Origin of the sequence: Mesorhizobium sp. (genome assembly GCF_024509055.1) — a bacterium.
GTDB lineage: Bacteria > Pseudomonadota > Alphaproteobacteria > Rhizobiales > Rhizobiaceae > Mesorhizobium.
The window spans coordinates 1-16,986 of the sequence record NZ_JANINM010000364.1 but is presented as its reverse complement, the minus strand read 5'-3'; the positions used below and the strand labels follow the sequence as shown (position 1 = coordinate 16,986).

Here is a 16,986-nt window from a genome sequence, read left to right as displayed (position 1 = left end):
AAGCGCCTGACAGGAGTGCCGCCATGGCCACGACCACCGCCCCCTGGGCCACCGAAACGCCGACCGCCCTTCTGGTGCTCGCCGACGGCACGGTGATCGAGGGCCGCGGCCTCGGTGCGACAGGATCGGCGGTGGCGGAAGTGTGTTTCAACACCGCGCTCACCGGCTACGAGGAGATCCTCACCGATCCGTCCTATGCCGGCCAGATCGTCACCTTCACCTTCCCGCATATCGGCAATGTCGGCACCAACGACGAGGACATCGAGGACCTCAACCCGGCGGCCCGCGCCGGCGCGGTCGGCGCCATCTTCAAGGCCAATGTCACGGACCCGTCGAACTACCGCGCCGCCGGACATCTCGACCAATGGCTGAAGAAGCGCGGCATCGTCGCTCTTTCGGGCATCGACACCCGCGCGCTCACCGTGCTGATCCGCGAGAAGGGCATGCCCAACGCCATCATCGCGCATGCGCCCGACGGCGTCTTCGACATCGACGACCTGAAGCGGCAGGCTGCCGCCTGGTCTGGCCTGATCGGGCTCGACCTCGCCAAGGAAGTCACCTCCGGCCAGTCCTCTGTCTGGCGTGAGACGCCCTGGGTCTGGAACGAAGGCTTTGGCGAGCAGGACGAGCCGACGATGCATGTCGTCGCCGTCGACTACGGCGTCAAGCGCAACATCCTGCGCCTGCTCGCGGGTCTCGGCGCCAAGGTCACCGTCGTGCCCGCCAAGACCGCTGCCGAGGAAATCCTCGCTATGCAGCCGGACGGCATCTTCCTCTCCAACGGTCCCGGCGACCCGGAAGCGACCGGCGAATACGCCGTGCCGGTCATCCAGGACCTGCTGAAGACCAACATTCCGGTGTTCGGCATCTGCCTCGGCCACCAGATGCTGGCGCTGGCGCTCGGCGGCAGGACCGAGAAGATGCATCAGGGCCATCACGGCGCCAACCACCCGGTGAAGGATCACACCACCGGCAAGGTCGAGATCGTCTCGATGAACCATGGCTTCGCGGTCGACGCGGACTCGCTTCCCGAGGGCGTCGAGGAAACCCACGTCTCGCTCTTCGACGGCTCGAACTGCGGCATCGCGCTCACCGGTCGGCCGGTGTTCTCGGTCCAGCACCATCCCGAGGCCTCGCCCGGCCCGCAGGATTCGCACTATCTCTTCCGCCGCTTCGTCAACCTCATCCGCGAGCGGCGCGGCGAGCAGGCTTTGGCCGAGCGCGCGTAACGCGACACGTCCTCAAGCCGCGTCCGTCACCGCCTCCTTGGCGTGCATGCGCTCGACCTCATTCGGCGTCGGCCTGGCAACCTTGGTGACGAACACGACAAGCGCGAGCACCAGGAAGACCGCGCCGACCAGGTAAGGCGCGCCGCCGAACACGACTGGCGCGCTCGGCCCGGTGAACCAGGAAAAGATCGCCGTATAGAGCAGCGGCGTGATGATCGAGGTGATCGAGAACAGCGAGGTCATCGCGCCCTGCAGCTCGCCCTGCGCCGAAGGCGGCACCTTTCCCGCGGCAAGGCTTCTGAGCGGCGGATCGGCAAGCGCCTCCAGGCAGCCCGCGACGATCACCGCATAGATCATCCAGCCCTGCGTCGCGAAGGCGTAGCCGAAGGCGCTGATCGCCGTGAACGTCAGGCCGATAGCCGCCGTCCTCCACTCGCCCAGCTTGGGGATGACGCGTGGCAGCACGGTCGCCATGACGATAGCCCCACAGAGGCCGAAGGCGCCGAGCGAAAAGCCGATCTGCTGCTGGCTCCAGCCGTAGCGGTAGCTGGAGACGAAGGCCCATACCGCCGGATACATCATGTGGCCGAGCGTCATCAGGAAGAAGACGAACCCTATCCAGCCGATGCCCGGGTAGTTGCGCATCTGCAGCAGCGTGCCGACCGGATTGGCGCGTTTCCACTCGAAGCGGCGGCGATGCTTCTGGTCCAGCGTTTCCGGCAGGAAGAACATCGCGATCAGGAAATTCACGAAGGCCAGCCCGGCGGCGAAATAGAACGGCACGCGCGGCCCGAACGTGCCGAGCAGCCCGCCCAGCACGGGGCCGATGACGAAGCCGACGCCGAAGGCTATGCCGAGCAGACCGAAATTCTTCGCCCGGTTCTCATCGTTCGAGATGTCGGCGATGAAGGCCGATGTCGTGGAGTAGCTAGCGCCCGAAATGCCGGCCAGCACCCGGCCGATGAACAGTATCGGATAGGACCATGCGACGGCGCAGATCAGGTTGTCGATCGAGAAGGTCAGTACCGAGGCAAGCAGCACCGGACGCCGGCCGAACCGGTCGCTCAAGCCGCCGATGATGGGCGCGAAGAAGAACTGCATGACGGCATAGACGAAGAACAGCCAGCCGCCTTCGATCGCCGCCTCCGAGACGCCGACGCCGGTGAGTTCCTGCAGGTAGGCCGGCAGCACCGGCATGATGATGCCGAAGCCGATGATGTCGAGCAGCAGCGTGGTGAAGACGAGCGCAAGGCCCCGCCTGGCGGTTTTGGGATCGATCATGATGACAAGCTCCTCGGCCGCCCGGGGCAAGGCGGGACGCACCTTATAGGCGAGCTTGTCGCCCGGAACAATAAGCGAACGACTACAACTGCCTCATCCTGACAGCTATGCCTGCGCCAAGAGGCGGCAGCCGCCTCGCCGCCTCAGATCGGATTGTTGAACGTGTCGCAATCCGTGAGCTTGCCGCTCTTGTAGCCACGCGCGAGCCAGGTCTGCCGCTGTTGCGAGGTGCCATGGTTGAAGCTTTCGGGCACGACATAGCCCTGCGCGCGCTTCTGTAGCGTATCGTCGCCGATCTGCTTGGCGGCGTTCAACGCGCTTTCCATGTCGCCCTGTTCGAGGATGCCTTTCTGGGCGGTGAAATGCGCCCAGATGCCGGCGAAGCAATCGGCCTGCAGCTCGATGCGCACCGACATCTTGTTCGAGTCCGCTTCGCTCATCCCCTCCCGCATCTTGTTGAACTTGGGCAGGATGCCAGTCAGGTTCTGCACGTGATGGCCCACCTCATGCGCGATCACATAGGCCCGGGCGAATTCGCCGGACGCGCCGAACTGCTGGTCGAGTTGTTGGAAGAAGGTCATGTCGAGATAGACCTTGCGATCACCGGGGCAATAGAACGGTCCCGCCGACGCGCTTGCCGCGCCGCAGGCCGAACGGATCTGGCCGCTGAACAGCACCAGCTTGGGATCTTCGTAGGTCAGACCCTGCGATTTGAAGATGCCCGTCCAGGTGTCTTCGGTATCGGCCAACACCGTTGCGACGAACTGCTTCATCTCGTCGTTGGCGGGCGCGCCACCGCCGCTGCCCTGCGGGCTGTTGCTGGTTATCTGGCCGCCGCCGATGTCGCCGCCATTCAGAAGCTGCAGCGGATTGATGCCGAAGACACCCCACGCGATCAGCGCGACCACCGCGAAAATGATGAGGCTGGACATCGACATGCCGCCACCGCCACCGCCGATCGGTATGCGGAATTGACCCGGATCACCGCCGAACCCGCCGCCACCACCGCTGTCGTTGCGGTCGTCCTCGATGTTGTCACTCTGACGGCGGCCTCTCCAGAGCATGGCAACTCCTCACAAGCTGGAACATACGGACGGGCCTTGCCCTCGGAACAATTATCCCAACGGCAAAGCCGAGTCACAGCATTTTTCGCTTCGATGACGACGCGTTCGTGACCGTTTGCGCCGCGCTTGCCGCGTGGCACTTTCCCCACCCAAGGGCTGGCCCATAAAGCTCAACGTGTGGACGTCATCGCCCTGCGGAATGCTTCCAGCGTCTCGGCGCTGACATGGTGCTCGATGCCTTCGGCGTCTATGCGCGCGGTTTCGGCGCTGACGCCAAGCGAGCGCAGGAAGGCTTCAACCGTCTGATGGCGGATACGGCTCTCCTCGGCGACCTTACGGCCGGCTTCGGTCAGGAAAACCCCGCGATAGGGTTTCCTGGAAACCAGTCCGTCGGCGCAAAGCCTGGTCAGCATCTTGGCCACCGTCGGCTGGGCGACGCCGAGCCTGGCCGCGATATCGACCTGCCGCGCCTCGTTGCCGTCCTCGATCAGGTCGGCGATCAATTCGACATAGTCCTCGACGAGCGCGCCGCGGCGCGCCTCACGCGTCTGCCGGAACCCCTCCGAATGGATTTCGGCATCGGGAAGTGGCTCTTCGCGTCGAACCGGTCTGTTCCTCAGCGCCAATATGCGCCCCTCCTTCGGTGCAGAAGCTTGAATCGGCTTCGTATTCATAACACGGACCCATGTGGTTCGGCCGTTTATTTACATTCCCTGGCCCGCGCAACCGGCGCAGCGGTTCGCCTCAGTTCGGAAAGCCAAAACAATGAAATATAGCATATTGCATAATGTTGAGCCCTGGCGTAGATAAGGGGTGCAATCGATCCATTCCAGGAATCCCCAATGTCCGACGCTGAAGCAGCTGCCGCATCCCGTTCTTCGTGGCGGTTTGCTCGACCGGACGACGACGAGCAGCTGAGCCTGCGTGAGGTCAACGCCTCGATCGCGGTGCCTTCTTCGGGCGCTTGGTTTCGCCGGCTGTTCGCCTTCATGGGGCCGGGCTACATGGTTTCGGTCGGCTACATGGACCCCGGCAACTGGGCGACCGACCTCGCCGGTGGCGCCCAATTCGGCTACACGCTGCTCTTCATCATCATGCTGTCCAACCTGATGGCGATCCTGCTGCAGGCGTTATCCGCGCGCCTCGGCATCGCCACCGGCCGCGACCTCGCCCAGGCTTGCAGAGCCTATTATCCGCGTCCGGTCAACTTCCTGCTCTGGATAGCCTGCGAGCTCGCCATCATCGCCTGCGACCTCGCCGAAGTGATCGGCACGGCGATCGCGCTGCAGCTTTTGTTCGGCATCCCGCTCGTCGGCGGCGCCGTGCTGACCGCGCTCGACGCCTTCCTGGTGCTGCTCCTGATGAACAAGGGCTTTCGTTATCTTGAAGCCTTCGTCATCGCGCTTCTGATCATCATCTTCAGCTGTTTCGCCATCCAGATTTTCGTCGCCGCGCCGCCTGCGGGCACGATCCTGCACGCGATGTTCGTGCCGTCGTCCGAAATCGTCACCAACCCGGCGATGCTCTACATCGCGATCGGCATCATCGGCGCCACCGTCATGCCGCACAATCTCTACCTGCACTCCTCGATCGTGCAGACCCGCGCGTATGAGCGCACCGAAACCGGCAAGCGCGATGCCATCAAATGGGCAACGGTGGACTCCACCATCGCGTTGATGCTGGCTCTCTTCGTCAACGCCGCCATCCTCATCGTGTCGGCGGTGGCGTTCCACAACAGCGGCCATCAGGACGTTGCGGAGATAGCCGACGCCTTCAAGCTTCTGTCCCCCTTGCTTGGCCTCAGCATCGCCTCGATCCTGTTTGCCGTCGCGTTGCTTGCCTCCGGCCTGAACTCGACGGTGACCGCGACGCTTGCCGGCCAGATCATCATGGAAGGGTTCCTGCGCCTGCGCATCCCGAACTGGGCGCGGCGCCTCCTGACGCGCGGCCTCGCCATCGTCCCGGTCGTGGTCGTCACCGTGCTCTATGGTGAGAAGGGCACGGGCCAGTTGCTGGTGCTCAGCCAGGTCGTGCTGTCGATGCAACTGCCTTTCGCGGTCATCCCGCTGGTGCAGTTCGTATCCGACAGGAAGAAGATGGGCAGCCTTGCCATTTCGCGCGGCGTCGCGGCCCTTGCCTGGCTGGTCGCCGCGGTCATCCTGGTGCTCAATTTCAAGCTGCTCTACGACACCATGTTCGGGGTCGGCTGAGATTCGTCCCGCGGCGAAATCGACGCCCGCCCGCCTAAGTAATCCCGCGACAAACCGGCAGGCCGCGTTATCATCGGCACCATGGGCACGGTCGAGGACGCCAGGAAGTTCTACGCGCGGCTGATGGCGGCCAATGCCGGCTCGGCCGACCCGCGGCTCGAAGTCGCTTTCGCCGAGGTGCCGCGCGAAACCTTCCTCGGCCCGGGGCCGTGGACGGTGATCGCCGGCAAAGGCAAGATCACGACGCCGAGCGCCAATCCGATCCACATCTACCAGAACGTGCTTGTGGCGCTTGACGCCGACAATGGCATCAACAATGGCGAGCCGCTGCTGCATGCCATGTGGATCGGCAAGGTGGAACCCAGGCCCGGCGAAACCGTCACCCATGTTGGCGCCGGCACCGGCTACTACACGGCGCTGCTGGCAAGGCTGGTTGAACCGGGCGGCACGGTTGTCGCCTTCGAGCTCGAGGAAACCCTGGCGGCGCGCGCAAAAGCGAACCTTGCTTCCTGCGGCAATGTCGAGATCGTCCATGGCGACGCCGTCATGCGTCCGCTGCCGCCTTCCGACATCATCTATGTCAATGCCGGCGTCGTCGCCCCGCCCGCGGCCTGGCTCAAGGCATTGAAGCCCGGCGGCCGGATGATCTTTCCCTGGCGTCCGGCCGAGCGCGTCGGCCTGGCGATGCTGGTCGCCGGCATGCAGGGCGGCTTTGCCTGCGAACCCTTCATGGGCTCCTGGTTCATCCCTTGCGTCGGCGCCTCGGTCGCCGCGCCAGAAGCGAAAATCCCCACGCGCGAGCGCGCCGCCCGGACGCGCTCCATCTGGCTGACCAAGGACAAGGCGCCCGACCGCACCGCGACCGCCATCTTCGGCGATGTCTGGTTTTCTTCACGCAGCATTGGCACGAGCAGGCGATAGAAATTTGTCGGCCCTTGTCGAGAAAGCGTCTCGCCGTTCGTCGTTACGCTGAAATCCGGCCGCAACGGCCCGGATCAGCAATGGAGTAGACCGATGCGAAAGATCACCGCCGCCACATTCGTCAGCCTCGATGGCGTCATGCAGGCGCCTGGCGGACCGGAAGAGGATCCAGCCAGCGGCTTCGCGCTTGGCGGATGGACCTTCCACTACTGGGACGATGTGATGGGCGCTGCCATGGGCGAGACCTTCGGCAAGCCGTTCGCGTTGCTGCTTGGCCGCAAGACCTATGACATATTCGCCGCCCACTGGCCTTATCAGGACGATCCGATCGGCGAAGCTTTCAACGCCGCCACAAAATATGTGGCGACGCATCGACCGGAGTCGCTGACATGGCGGAACACCCAGTCGCTCGGGCCGGACATTGTCGCGACCTTGCGTCGGCTCAAGCAGGAGGACGGACCAGATCTGCTCATCCAGGGATCGAGCGATCTGATCCAGACCCTGCTTGCCAACGACCTGATCGACGAGATCCGCCTGTTGATCTTCCCGCTGGTGCTGGGCAAGGGCAAGCGGCTGTTTGGCGGCGGCGCGATGCCGGCCGCATTCAGGCTCGCCAGCTCCCAGGCATCCACCACCGGCGTCATCATGGTGACTTATCAGCGTGCGGGCGAAATCAAGGTCGGGTCGTTCGCACAGGAAAAGCCGTCCGATGCCGAACTCGAGCGACGCAAGAACTGGAAGTAGACGCCTATTTCCTCTCCCTCACGAATGTGGAGGAGAGGAAACTCACGCCGCCTGCCGATGGCGCGCAAGGCCTTCGCGGATGTAGCTCGCGAATGCCTGCGCGGCCGGAGCCACAGCGTGCATCGGCAAATGCAGATTCGCGGAAAAGTTCGGCAGAGCCGGAAGGTCCCCATCCGAGGACAGGATGTCGAGATCGGCAGGAACCGTCGAGGCCAGCCAGGTGGTGACGGCGAGGTCCGACCGCACGGTCGCCGTCGTGGCGTCGATGTTGCCGTTCTCGAACACCGTGCGCCAGTCGAGCCCATGCTCGCCAAGCGCCGCCAGCACCGCCGGCCGGAAGGCGCACGTATCGGCGACGATGGAGACCGGCAGCGGCCGCTTCAGGCGCGCCGTGCCGCCTTTGGCGCCGACCCAGACCAGCCGGTCGACGAGCAGGCATTCGCCGGCGGTCGGGCCGACCCGCTCCTCGATCACCGCAAGGTCTATCGTGCCTGCCGCGAGCGCTCCGGCGAGTTCCGGCGAGGATGCGCAGACCAGCGATATCTCGACCTGCGGGTGGGCCTCCGCATAGGCCTTCAGCACCGGCGCCAGCAAGGTCCCGACGAGATCGTACGGCACGCCGATTCGCACCTGCCCCGCGACCGTCTTGCCGCGGATTTCGGCCAGGATGTCGTCGTTGAGCTGCAGCAGGCGTCGGCCCTTGTCGAGCAGCCGCTCGCCAATGCGTGTCAGCTTCAAGCCTCGCCGATCGCGCTCGAACAGGCTTTGTCTCAGAACCTCTTCGAGCCGCTTGATCTGCTGGCTGACAGCGCCCTGCGTCAGATGCAGCGCATTGGCCGCCGCTGTCATGCTCGCCTTGTCGGCCGTGGTCACGAAGGTGCGGATGAGGGTCATATCGAGATCGCGGATCATCTATCCATTATAATTCGTAATGCAGACTATATCAAACATTGCATTTACTGATGCCGCGAAGCGCCTAGCATGCCGGCTCTTTCGCCAGGAAAGCCGCATGTCCGAAACCATCATCCCCCTCGTCCTGTTCGCGCTGATCTCGACCTCGACCCCGGGCATCGCCACGACGCTGTTGACGGCCTCCGGCGCACAGTTCGGCTTTCGCCGCTCCGTCCCATTGATGGCCGGCAGCGCCGCCGGTCTTGCCTCCGTCGCGGCAGCGGGCGCTGCCGGGCTCGCCGGGCTTCTTGCCGCCGTCCCTTCGCTCCAGCTTGCCATGAAGGTCGCGGGCTCGCTCTACCTGATCTGGCTGGCGGTGAAGATCGGCCGCAGCGGCCCGCCCAATCTCGACGTCAGCATGGCCAGGCCGAACAGCTTCTTCGGCGGCGCCGGCATTCAATGGATGAACCCGAAAGGCTGGGCGATGGGGCTGGGCGCCGCCGCATCCTTCGCCGCGCTGGCAGACGGTCCGCTCCGGCTCGCGCTGCTGCTCGGCGCGGTGTTCGGCTTGGCTGCCGCGTTATCGCTGTCGCTGTGGTGCGTGGCCGGCTCGCTGCTTGCCCGCCTGCTCAAGACGGAGCGGCAATGGCGCGCGCTCAACGTGGTGCTCGGCCTGCTGCTCGCCGCCTCGATCCTACAAATGTGGCGACCGGCCTGAAACCGGCCGCCACCGAGAAATTCAGACGGCGTAGCGCGCCGCCGGCTTGCCGGCGAGCAAACTGCCGTAGAAGGAATCCCTGGCGCCAATGAAGCTGCCGAGCTTTGCCGGATCGGCAAGCCCAGGTGCGGTAACAGTCTCGCCCTGGGCGAGCCCGGCAAGCGCGGCGTCGACCAGATCGTCCACCGTCATCACCCAATCCTGGTTAAGGGAGTTGAGATCGGCGCCGGACAGTTCCCAGAAGTCGGTGCGGATCGGTCCGGGCAGCACCACCTGCACCCTCACCTCCGTGCCGCCGACCTCGCGCTGCAATGCTTCGGAGAAGTTGACGACATAGGCCTTGGTGCCGCTGTAGATGCCGCCGATGGCCGTGCCATAGGCCGCGACCGAAGCGATGTTGACGATGGCGCCACGATTGCGGGCAAGCAGGCCTGGCAGCACCGCGCGCGTCAGTCTGGTCAGCGCCACGACATTGACTTTGATCATACGTTCGGCCGCATCCGCATCGGCCGTGGCTACCACCTGCTGGCCGCCGAGGCCGGCATTGTTGACCAGCAGCGTCACGCTCTCATCCGCCGCGATCGCCTGCTCGACCCGACGCACGTCCGCGTCTTCGGAGAGATCCGCCGCAATCACCTTGACCTTGTGCCCATAAGCATAGGCCAGCTTGTCCGCCAGTTCTTGCAGCCTGTCGGCGCGTCGCGCCACCAGCACCAGATCGTAGCCCTGCCCTGCCAGCCGGTCCGCATAGACCGCGCCAATACCCGACGAGGCGCCCGTGATCACGGCCGTGCCCTTGTTGTCTTTCGTGCTCATTGTCCTGTTCCTTTCGTCCTGGCGCTCGGCTGCCGACCAGACGTCGCGTGCCGCTCGTCGCTCGATAAATTAGTTGTATATGCCACTTTCGGCAAATAGGCATATGCCAGTATCTTGTCAACGAAAGCCCCGAAAACTATTTTTGCGGCAGGCTGGCGGCCTATCCGCCGGCAAGGAATTGTCATGACCCAAGCTTCCCTTCCCACCTTGAGCCTCTGCAACAACGCTACGCTGCGCCGCGCCGCGCGCAAGCTCGGCCGCTTCTACGACGACATACTGGCGCCTTCGGGCCTCAAGGGCACGCAATATGGCCTGCTCTATCAGATCCATGTCGGCGATGAGCCGGCGATGGGCGCCATTGCCGAGGCGCTGATCTTGGATCTTTCGGCGCTCGGCCACACGCTGAAGCCGCTCGTCCGCGACGGCTATGTCGAGACTTTTGCCGACAAGGATGACCGCCGCATCAAGCGGGTGCGGCTGACAGCTCAGGGGCGGGCCAAACTCGAGGAAGCGACGAAATTGTGGAGCACCGCCCAGGGTCGATTCGAGACAGTGGTCGGCAAGGAGCAGGCCGCCAACCTGCGCTCGGCGCTCGACAACATCGCCGAGCTGGATTTCGAAACTTCGGCGACCGCTTCTTGAAGAAGCGGCCGCCGCATTAGATTTCACAAAAGCTTACTCAGCCGGCATGGCCACCGGTCGCGCCAACGCATGGCCAGCCAGCACCACGCCGAGGCCGGCAATCGGAAACGCCGCGGCGGTCAGGCCGAGATCGGCCGGCACGCCGAAGCGCAGCACCGCGCCGCCCACCACCGCGCCCAGCGCGACGCCGACATAGAGCGCCGAGGCGTTGAGCGACAGCACGATCGGAGCGGCGTCGGGCGCGATCTTGATGATGCGGCTGGCCTGCGCCGGCGGGAAGGCCCAGCCGACGATGCCCCACGGCACCATCATCGCCATCAGCGCCGGCCCGGCGATCGTATGCGGCAGGAAGGACGGGATCAGCGAGAAGGTGGCGAGCATGGCCGCTGAGAGCGTCAGCGACCAAGCGACGGTGCGCGTCGCGCCGAAACGGTCCGCGGCCTGGCCGCCCGCGATGTTGCCTATGACGGCGCCGGCGCCGAAGGCAAGCAGCATGCCGGGCAGCGCCAGCGGGCTGAGGCCGCCGCCCTCGATAGCAAGCGGAGCAATGAAGGCAAAGACCGTGAAAGCCCCAGTCAGCGCCAGCGTCGTTGTCGCCAGGATCGGCAGCACGCCGGGACGAACAGCCGCCGCCAGCCGCGCCCGGAGCGAAAGCTTCGTGCCGGCGAGGCCGCGCGGCAGGCGCCACCACAGTATCGAGCCGGCCAGCGCGCCAAGACCCGCAATGGCGAAGAAGGTGCCGCGCCAGCCGGCGATGGCCGCCACCAGCGCGCCGAGCGGCGCGCCGACGGCGACGGCAACGGTCGTGCCGCCGACCACAACGGCGATGGCCCGCGCCCGATGATGGTCATCGACCAGCGCCACCGCCGTTCCCTGCGCGGTCGCCGCGAACAGGCCGGATGACAGCGCCATGACGATGCGCGCGATGAGCAGCAGTTCGAACGACGAACTCAGCGCCGCGACTAGGTTGCCGATGACGAAGAAGACCAGCGTCCACAGGATGACGCGCCGCCGGTCCCACTCGCCCGTCAGCGTGGCGAGGATGGGCGTGCCGATGGCATAGGCCAGCGCGAAGGCGGTGATCAGCGAGCCGGCGAGCGGGACGGAGATGCCGGCGTCGGCCGCGATGTCGGGAAGAAGGCTGGAGATGACGAAGCCCTCGGTCGAGATCGTGAACGATCCGAGCGCAAGCCAGAAGAGCCGCTTGTCCATGGTCACATGTCCTTAGTTCAAAAGTTATTGAACAATTGGACATAACATGCCATCGTGTCAACCGAGCCAGGGAAAAATAGCTGAACCCTGCTGACAGCCCTGTGTCAGGACCGAACCGAAATGAAGATGCTGTGTGTACCGGACGAAAGAGGAGACGCGTTGAAGTTGGTGTCATTTGCGCTTAATTCTGGATCATGACGTTGCCCCACCCAACCCCGGACCAGATCAGCCTGCCGATCGTGCTCGCCGTGCTCGGCGACCCGACGAGGCTCGCCATCGTGCGCTATCTCGCCAGCAAGGAAGGCGTGCCGCTGAACTGCAGCAAATTCCTCGACCTGGCGTCGAAAACCAACCTCAGCTACCACCTCGCCAAGCTGCGCGAGGCGGGCGTGACGCGAGCCGAAGTAGTCGGCACGAGCAGGCTGATCACGCTGCGCCGCGACGACCTCGACCAGCGCTTCCCCGGCCTGCTCGACAGTGTGATCGCGGCAGCCGGCACCGATCCCGCACTGCCCGCCGTCGGTGTGTCCGAGGCCGACGTTCCAGCCTGAACGGATTGCATTTTGCCACCCGGTCAGGACGCCCGAAAGGAATTCAGCGAAACTTTTCCGGGTGACACCGCGCCATCTCGTCCCCTATAAAACCGCCTCGGCGACCGGCTATCCTCAGAGGGGCGGCCTGCCAAACCAGAAAACTGTCACCAACGGCCAGGTGATGAGGCGCAAAGTTACGCTCCGGAAAACGCTGTTGATTGTCGCCCCGCTGCTTGCAGCGGCGTTGCCGGCGATCGCCGAGGAATCGCCCTCGCCTGCCGTTGCCACCGCCCCTATCATTTCCGTCGTCAGCGGCCTTGCGCCGGACGATCTGCTCAACATCCGCGCTACCGCGTCCGCCATCGGCAAGACCGAGGCGCGCCTGCCGAGCGGCACCGCCGTCAAGAACTACGGCTGCAACACCTTCAATGGCTATCCCTGGTGCAAGGTCGAGGACGCCAAGAACCCGAACGTCGTCGGCTGGGCACCGGCGCGCTATCTCACCCCCAATAACCCGGCCACCGTCCCGGAAGATCAGCTCGCCCCTGCTCCCCAGGCAAATGCCGGCCAGGCATCGGCCAATCCGCCTGCTGACGAGGCCGGCAAGGTCGCCGATGTCGCGGCGCCCGAGCAGGCGCCCGTCTCCCCGCCGTCCGACCTCTCGGCGCGGCTGGGCGCCGCCGGCCATGCCGCTCCGCCTTCCGTCGCCACGATAACCGGCAACGCCATGCAGGACGCCGTCGGCCTCGCCTTCGCGGCCAACGACAATCCCGCGGCCGGTGAAATCCCGGCTTCCGACGCCAAGGCCGCACAGCCGGTCGACCCGACCTCGCCTGCGGACGAACAGGCCCAGCAAACAGAGCCTGCCGCGGCCGACACGTCCTCCGCCGCAGCGAATGTTCCCGTGCCGACGCCGCGGCCCGATGAGGCAGGCAACGCGCCTGCCGCCAAGGCCGAGACCGTCGCTCGGCTGGAGCCGCCGCCGGCGCAGGCCACTTCGATCGGACCCGACGGCATGGGCGAGATCCCCTGCGCCCGCTATGTCGGCCAGCCGATGACCCGCTGCACGGTGAAGGTCGTGCACGGCAACGACGGCAAGGCCGATGTCACGGTGAACTGGCCGGACGGCGGCACGCGCGTCATCTCCTTCCATAGCGGCCAGCCGGCGGGCGCGGACTCGCGCGGCGAATTCCGCTTCACCCGCGAAGGCAACCTCAACATGATCCGCGTCGGCGTTTCCGAGCGCTTCGAGATCACGGACGCGTTGGCGCTGGGGGAATAAATTTCTGAAGGAAGTTAGGCAGCATGTGAGCTGCCGCGAACGGGCTCCCCCTACTCTCGCATTTTCGGGGTTACATCCGGGAAAACTCTTCCCTATAAGGCCCTCCTAGCCTGATACCAGAATCGCAAGCACAACCGGCCGGGTCCTCCCCCCGTCCCGGTTTTTCGTGCAAGCCGCTCGTCGAACGGAATTTTCGAACATGCCAAGACGCACCGACATCAAGTCGATCCTGATTATCGGGGCCGGCCCTATCGTCATCGGCCAGGCATGCGAGTTCGACTATTCCGGCACCCAGGCCTGCAAGGCGCTGAAGGAGGAGGGTTTCCGCGTCATCCTGGTCAACTCCAATCCGGCCACGATCATGACCGACCCGGAGTTGGCCGACGCCACCTATATCGAGCCGATCACGCCGGAAGTGGTGGCCAAGATCATCGCCAAGGAGCGGCCGGACGCGCTGCTGCCCACCATGGGCGGCCAGACGGCGCTTAACACCGCGCTTTCGCTGCGGCGCATGGGCGTGCTCGACCGCTACAATGTCGAGATGATCGGCGCCGATGCGCACGCCATCGACAAGGCCGAGGACCGCGCCCTGTTCCGCCAGGCGATGAGCAAGATCGGCCTGGAGACGCCGCGCTCGATGCTCGCCAACGCCACCGAGGTCAAGGACGCCGACCGCAAGATCCACGAGGCCGAGCGCGCCGCGCTGAAGGCCGAGAAGCCGGAAAATCTCGACGCCGCGCTCGACGCGCTGGAAACCCGCTGGAACCTCGGCGAAGGCGACCGCAAGCAGCGCTACATCAGCCACGGGATGGCGATCGCCGCCCAGGCGCTCGACCATGTCGGCCTGCCGGCTATCATCCGCCCGTCCTTCACCATGGGCGGCACCGGCGGCGGCATCGCCTACAACCGCGCCGAATTCTACGACATCGTCCAGTCCGGCCTCGATGCCTCACCCACCACTGAGGTGCTGATCGAGGAAAGCGTGCTCGGCTGGAAGGAGTATGAGATGGAGGTCGTCCGCGACAAGGCGGACAACTGCATCATCGTCTGCTCGATCGAGAACCTCGATCCGATGGGCGTGCACACCGGCGACAGCATCACCGTCGCGCCGGCGCTGACCTTGACCGACAAGGAATACCAGATGATGCGCAACGCCTCGATCGCGGTGCTGCGCGAGATCGGCGTCGAGACCGGCGGCTCGAACGTGCAGTTCGCCGTCAACCCGGCCGACGGCCGCCTGGTGGTGATCGAGATGAACCCGCGCGTCTCGCGCTCGTCCGCGCTTGCCTCAAAGGCCACCGGCTTCCCGATCGCCAAGGTCGCCGCCAAGCTCGCCGTCGGCTACACGCTGGACGAGTTGGAGAACGACATCACCGGCGGCGCCACACCGGCTTCCTTCGAGCCGACCATCGACTATGTCGTCACGAAGATCCCGCGCTTCGCCTTCGAGAAGTTCCCCGGCGCCGAGCCTGTGTTGACCACCGCCATGAAGTCGGTGGGCGAAGTGATGGCCATCGGCCGCACTTTCCAGGAATCGCTGCAGAAGGCTTTGCGTGGGCTCGAAACCGGCCTGACCGGCCTCGACGAGATCGAGATCCCCGGGCTCGGTTCCACCAACAGCCCCGACGACCGCAACGCGATCCGGGCAGCACTTGGCACGCCGACGCCCGACCGGCTGCGCATGGTGGCGCAGGCGATCCGCATGGGCGCCTCGCTCGAAGACGTGCACGCCATGTGCAAGATCGACCCGTGGTTCCTCGAGCAGATCGCCGGCATCATCGCCATGGAGGAGCGCATCCGCGAGCACGGCCTGCCGCAGGACGCCGCCAACCTGCGCATGCTGAAGGCGATGGGCTTCTCCGACGCCCGCCTCGCGTCGCTGACGAAGACCGACGCCGAAGTGATTCAGAAGGCAAGGCAAAAGCTCGACGTTCATCCGGTCTACAAGCGCATCGACACCTGCGCGGCCGAGTTCGCCTCGCCCACCGCCTACATGTATTCGACCTATGAAGTGCCGTTCGTCGGCGAGCTCGCCGACGAGGCGCGCGTATCGTCGCGCAGGAAGGTCGTCATCCTCGGCGGCGGCCCGAACCGCATCGGCCAGGGCATCGAGTTCGACTATTGCTGCTGCCATGCCGCCTTCGCGCTGCGCGACGCCGGCTACGAAGCGATCATGATCAATTGCAACCCGGAGACCGTGTCGACCGACTACGACACCTCCGACCGGCTCTATTTCGACCCGCTGACGGCGGAGGACGTGCTGGAGATCCTGCGCGCCGAGCAGGCGTCCGGCGAGCTTGTCGGCGTCATCGTTCAGTTCGGCGGCCAGACGCCGCTGAAGCTGGCCGACGCGCTGGAAAAGGCCGGCATCCCGATCCTCGGCACCTCCCCCGACATGATCGACCTTGCCGAAGACCGCGACCGCTTCCAGAAGCTGTTGCACAAGCTCGGCCTCAGCCAGCCGAAGAACGGCATCGCCTATTCGGTCGAGCAGGCGCGCCTCGTCGCGGCCGAGCTCGGCTTCCCGCTGGTGGTGCGTCCGTCCTACGTGCTCGGCGGCCGCGCCATGCAGATCATCTACAACGAAGGCATGCTGCAGACCTATCTGCTCGACACAGTGCCCGGGCTGGTGCCTGAGGACATCAAGCAGAAATACCCTAACGACAAGACCGGCCAGATCAACACGCTGCTCGGCAAGAACCCGCTGCTGTTCGACACATACCTGTCGGGCGCCATCGAAGTCGACGTCGACTGCCTCTGCGACGGCAAGGACACTTTCGTCTCCGGCATCCTGGAGCATATCGAGGAAGCCGGCATCCATTCGGGCGACTCGGCCTGCTCGCTGCCGGTGCACTCGCTGCCGTCCGAGCTCGTCGACGAGCTGGAGCGCCAGACGGCCGCCTTGGCTCGCGCGCTAAACGTCGGCGGCCTGATGAACGTGCAATACGCCATCAAGGACGGCACGGTCTATGTGCTGGAAGTGAACCCGCGCGCCTCGCGCACCGTGCCCTTCGTCGCCAAGACCATCGGGCGTCCCATTGCGAAGATCGCGGCCCGCATCATGGCCGGCGAGACGCTGGAAAACGCCTTCGCCCATTACGGCGCCATGCCCGACCCGCGCAATCCCGGCCACATCGCGGTCAAGGAAGCCGTCTTCCCCTTCGCGCGCTTCCCGGGCGTCGACATCCTGCTCGGGCCGGAAATGCGCTCGACCGGCGAGGTGATGGGCCTCGACCGCGACTTCGCTCTGGCCTTCGCCAAGAGCCAGCTCGGCGCCAATGTCGACCTGCCTCGCTCCGGCACGCTGTTCGTCTCGGTGCGCGACGAGGACAAGGCCGGCATCCTGCCCGCCGTAAAACGCCTCGCCGGCCAGGGCTTCAAGGTGCTGGCCACCTCCGGCACCGCCCGCTTCCTCGCCGAGAACGGCGTCGACGCCCAGAAGA

General features: G+C 65.2%; 15 protein-coding genes. 9 read left to right on the top strand and 6 right to left on the bottom strand.

The window, feature by feature from the left end; all coding sequences use genetic code 11:
* Positions 1–23: 23 nt before the first annotated feature.
* Complete coding sequence (carA, locus tag Q0L57_RS15825) at positions 24–1,229, top strand: glutamine-hydrolyzing carbamoyl-phosphate synthase small subunit (RefSeq protein ID WP_296744102.1); 1,206 nt, start codon at positions 24–26, stop codon at positions 1,227–1,229.
* 12 nt (positions 1,230–1,241) lie between these two features.
* On the opposite strand, the gene Q0L57_RS15820 is transcribed toward carA, so the two are convergent.
* The 3 genes from Q0L57_RS15820 to mntR form a co-directional block, all read right to left on the bottom strand.
* Positions 1,242–2,510 carry a TCR/Tet family MFS transporter gene (locus Q0L57_RS15820; RefSeq protein ID WP_296744091.1) on the bottom strand — a complete coding sequence of 423 codons (1,269 nt, stop codon included), beginning with the start codon at positions 2,508–2,510 and terminating at the stop codon, positions 1,242–1,244.
* A gap of 143 nt (positions 2,511–2,653) precedes the next feature.
* Positions 2,654–3,574 (bottom strand): neutral zinc metallopeptidase, encoded by a 921-nt coding sequence (locus Q0L57_RS15815; protein ID WP_296744090.1) that lies wholly within the window; start codon positions 3,572–3,574, stop codon positions 2,654–2,656.
* 170 nt (positions 3,575–3,744) lie between these two features.
* On the bottom strand, positions 3,745–4,200 hold the full coding sequence (gene mntR / locus Q0L57_RS15810) for a manganese-binding transcriptional regulator MntR (protein WP_296744089.1): 456 nt from the start codon (positions 4,198–4,200) through the stop codon (positions 3,745–3,747).
* A gap of 216 nt (positions 4,201–4,416) precedes the next feature.
* Between mntR and Q0L57_RS15805 the strand changes: the two genes are divergently transcribed.
* From Q0L57_RS15805 to Q0L57_RS15795, 3 genes are all read left to right on the top strand, one after another.
* Positions 4,417–5,784 (top strand): Nramp family divalent metal transporter, encoded by a 1,368-nt coding sequence (locus tag Q0L57_RS15805; RefSeq protein ID WP_296744088.1) that lies wholly within the window; start codon positions 4,417–4,419, stop codon positions 5,782–5,784.
* Positions 5,785–5,865: 81 nt separating this feature from the next.
* Entirely contained in the window at positions 5,866–6,705 is an 840-nt protein-coding gene (locus Q0L57_RS15800; protein ID WP_296744087.1) for a protein-L-isoaspartate O-methyltransferase, read from the top strand.
* 93 nt (positions 6,706–6,798) lie between these two features.
* Complete coding sequence (locus Q0L57_RS15795; protein WP_296744086.1) at positions 6,799–7,449, top strand: dihydrofolate reductase family protein; 651 nt, start codon at positions 6,799–6,801, stop codon at positions 7,447–7,449.
* A 42-nt stretch (positions 7,450–7,491) separates the two neighbouring features.
* Here Q0L57_RS15795 and Q0L57_RS15790 read toward each other — a convergent pair whose 3' ends face one another.
* Positions 7,492–8,361, bottom strand: a complete 870-nt coding sequence (locus Q0L57_RS15790; protein ID WP_296744085.1) for a LysR substrate-binding domain-containing protein — start codon at positions 8,359–8,361, stop codon at positions 7,492–7,494.
* 97 nt (positions 8,362–8,458) lie between these two features.
* Here Q0L57_RS15790 and Q0L57_RS15785 point away from each other — a divergent pair, with 97 nt between their 5' ends.
* Positions 8,459–9,058: a LysE family translocator gene (locus Q0L57_RS15785; RefSeq protein ID WP_296744084.1), complete on the top strand. Its 600-nt coding sequence runs from the start codon at positions 8,459–8,461 to the stop codon at positions 9,056–9,058.
* A gap of 21 nt (positions 9,059–9,079) precedes the next feature.
* Here the strand turns inward: Q0L57_RS15785 and Q0L57_RS15780 are convergent, their stop codons facing one another.
* Complete coding sequence (locus tag Q0L57_RS15780) at positions 9,080–9,874, bottom strand: SDR family oxidoreductase (protein WP_296744083.1); 795 nt, start codon at positions 9,872–9,874, stop codon at positions 9,080–9,082.
* Between the two features lie 183 nt (positions 9,875–10,057).
* On the opposite strand from Q0L57_RS15780, the gene Q0L57_RS15775 reads away from it, so the two are divergent.
* Entirely contained in the window at positions 10,058–10,516 is a 459-nt protein-coding gene (locus Q0L57_RS15775) for a MarR family transcriptional regulator (RefSeq protein ID WP_296744082.1), read from the top strand.
* A 33-nt stretch (positions 10,517–10,549) separates the two neighbouring features.
* Here the strand turns inward: Q0L57_RS15775 and Q0L57_RS15770 are convergent, their stop codons facing one another.
* Positions 10,550–11,728, bottom strand: coding sequence for an MFS transporter (locus tag Q0L57_RS15770; RefSeq protein ID WP_296744081.1), 1,179 nt, complete (start codon positions 11,726–11,728; stop codon positions 10,550–10,552).
* Positions 11,729–11,922: 194 nt separating this feature from the next.
* On the opposite strand from Q0L57_RS15770, the gene Q0L57_RS15765 reads away from it, so the two are divergent.
* The 3 genes from Q0L57_RS15765 to carB all read left to right on the top strand — a co-directional run.
* Positions 11,923–12,279: a helix-turn-helix transcriptional regulator gene (locus Q0L57_RS15765; protein WP_296744080.1), complete on the top strand. Its 357-nt coding sequence runs from the start codon at positions 11,923–11,925 to the stop codon at positions 12,277–12,279.
* A 196-nt stretch (positions 12,280–12,475) separates the two neighbouring features.
* Positions 12,476–13,543, top strand: a complete 1,068-nt coding sequence (locus tag Q0L57_RS15760; protein WP_296744079.1) for an SH3 domain-containing protein — start codon at positions 12,476–12,478, stop codon at positions 13,541–13,543.
* A 199-nt stretch (positions 13,544–13,742) separates the two neighbouring features.
* Positions 13,743–16,986 (top strand): carbamoyl-phosphate synthase large subunit (gene carB, locus Q0L57_RS15755; RefSeq protein ID WP_296744078.1); only part of this gene is annotated, 3,244 nt, incomplete at its 3' end.

Coding starts and splice junctions, on each gene's coding strand:
- Q0L57_RS15765 (WP_296744080.1), top strand. CDS start 11,923: ATGACGTTGCCCCACCCAACCCCGGACCAGATCAGCCTGCCGATCGTG.
- Q0L57_RS15800 (WP_296744087.1), top strand. CDS start 5,866: ATGGGCACGGTCGAGGACGCCAGGAAGTTCTACGCGCGGCTGATGGCG.
- Q0L57_RS15790 (WP_296744085.1), bottom strand. CDS start 8,361: ATGATCCGCGATCTCGATATGACCCTCATCCGCACCTTCGTGACCACG.
- Q0L57_RS15815 (WP_296744090.1), bottom strand. CDS start 3,574: ATGCTCTGGAGAGGCCGCCGTCAGAGTGACAACATCGAGGACGACCGC.
- Q0L57_RS15775 (WP_296744082.1), top strand. CDS start 10,058: ATGACCCAAGCTTCCCTTCCCACCTTGAGCCTCTGCAACAACGCTACG.
- Q0L57_RS15795 (WP_296744086.1), top strand. CDS start 6,799: ATGCGAAAGATCACCGCCGCCACATTCGTCAGCCTCGATGGCGTCATG.
- Q0L57_RS15780 (WP_296744083.1), bottom strand. CDS start 9,874: ATGAGCACGAAAGACAACAAGGGCACGGCCGTGATCACGGGCGCCTCG.
- carA (WP_296744102.1), top strand. CDS start 24: ATGGCCACGACCACCGCCCCCTGGGCCACCGAAACGCCGACCGCCCTT.
- Q0L57_RS15770 (WP_296744081.1), bottom strand. CDS start 11,728: ATGGACAAGCGGCTCTTCTGGCTTGCGCTCGGATCGTTCACGATCTCG.
- Q0L57_RS15785 (WP_296744084.1), top strand. CDS start 8,459: ATGTCCGAAACCATCATCCCCCTCGTCCTGTTCGCGCTGATCTCGACC.
- Q0L57_RS15805 (WP_296744088.1), top strand. CDS start 4,417: ATGTCCGACGCTGAAGCAGCTGCCGCATCCCGTTCTTCGTGGCGGTTT.
- Q0L57_RS15820 (WP_296744091.1), bottom strand. CDS start 2,510: ATGATCGATCCCAAAACCGCCAGGCGGGGCCTTGCGCTCGTCTTCACC.